Below are 1,650 nucleotides of genomic sequence, written 5' to 3'. Positions count from 1 at the left end.
CCTGGGTTGCACAGTTTTAGTGTGTCAGCGCGTTGAGGATGGCTCGGGCGTCTGGGGTGATCTCGGGCTTTGCGGTGATCTGCTGGCCGGCCAGGGTGATCGTGACGTCCTGGAGCGGCCGTAGGGTCCGGATGATCTTCCGGATGGAGTGTCCGGTGGTGTTCTGGAGGTGGCGGGCGAGGGCGAGGGCGGTGAACACGATGGTCAGGTGCGCTTCGATCGCGTCGCGGGTGTGGTGGAACATGGGTCTGGCCTGCAGGTCTGTCTTGGACATGCGGAAGGACTGCTCGACGTGCCACAGGTCGTGGTAGGAGGTGATCACCTCGCCCGGGGGCATGATGTCGGCGGGGATGTTGGTGACGTAGCCCTTGAGCCCGACGAGGCGGCGGGCCCGTTCCAGCGCCTTGCGGTCCAGGGTGCGGCCGGTGGCGGTGGTCTTGACGAACCGGGTGGATTTCACCGGCTTGTCGCCTGCGATGACCGCGAGGGCGCGGTTCTCCTGCGCGGTCAGGGTGTGCCCGTCGCGCACGGCGCGTTTTCTGGAGTAGGCCCACACGGCCCGCCAGTGCCGGGGATGGCGGGCCGGGTCCCAGACCGGCTCGGCCCGTGTCATCCGCGCCTGCGGGGGCTTTCTCGAGGTGGTGGCGTGCGGGGTGATGGTGTCGATGATCTGCCCGTCGGTGAACGCGTCACCGTTCCAGTGGAAGTGGGTGGCCAGGTCGCCGGGGGCCTTCACGGTGCGGGACCCGACGATGAACCGCAGGTCGGCGTCGTTGAGAGCGGTCAGGTTGGTCGTCGACAGCATTCCGGCGTCGGCGACGACGACCATGTCGGCCAGGCCGTGCCGGTCCTGGAACTGCTTGACGATGGGGATGATGGTGCGGGTCTCGGCGTGGTTGCCCTCGAAGCAGCCGATCTCCAGCGGGAACCCTTGCCGGTCGACCAGCAGGCCGACCATGATCTGCGGATCGACCCGCCGTTCTTTGGAGTAGCCGACCCGCCGCAGGGCGTCCTCGTGCTCGGCCTCGAAATACAGCGTCGTGACGTCGTAGAGCACCAGCGACACATCACCGGTGGTGCGGGCGTGGGTGAAGCATTTCTCGGCGATCCAGTCCCGGTAGTCGCGCGCGATGCAGCGGCGCAGCGCGGCGTGGAAGGTGTTGCGGTGCATCGGCTCGATCCCGACATCGCCCAGCACCCGGGCGGAGTCGAGCATCGAGGTCGGTTCGATCAACCGCGCCGCGACGAGCTGGAAGAACGCTTGATCGCCGAGGTCGTCCAGCCCGAGCGCGGCCCACGCCGCTGTGAGCACGTCGATCAGCAGGCGTGAGGAGGACGACCGGACCACCGCGTCGCCCGGGTCGGCGTCCAGACCCAGGTCCAGGACGCCCTGCCCGGCATGGATCTTCGCTCTGCCGGCCTCCATCAACGCGGCCAGCTCGGCCTCGGTGTGCGCGGACCCGAGATGTTCGATCACCCGGTCCCGGCGATCACGGCGTTCAGCGATCTGTACCGCTGTCGCCCCCGACGCGGTCTTCACCTTCCGCAGGAACACCGGATTAGTGTGTCACCCGCCAGCAACCGCAACCTCATGACCAGCACGAACACGTAGCAAACCGCGGCATCGTAGACCGACCTGTGCAAGTCAGG

Annotated in this window: 1 protein-coding gene; it reads right to left on the bottom strand. The window is 67.5% G+C overall.

Annotation, left to right across the window (positions count from 1 at the left end):
- Positions 1-16: 16 nt before the first annotated feature.
- The gene (locus tag ABZ806_RS45035) at positions 17-1,555 is read right to left on the bottom strand and encodes an IS1634 family transposase (protein WP_500226131.1); all 1,539 of its coding nucleotides are present in this window, start codon (positions 1,553-1,555) and stop codon (positions 17-19) included.
- Positions 1,556-1,650 lie beyond the last annotated feature (95 nt).

The organism is Spirillospora sp. NPDC047418 (assembly GCF_040643275.1).
In the GTDB taxonomy this organism is placed as follows: Bacteria; Actinomycetota; Actinomycetes; order Streptosporangiales; family Streptosporangiaceae; genus Spirillospora.
The sequence above is the reverse complement of the archived record's forward strand: the minus strand, read 5'-3'. Positions and strand labels throughout refer to the sequence as shown.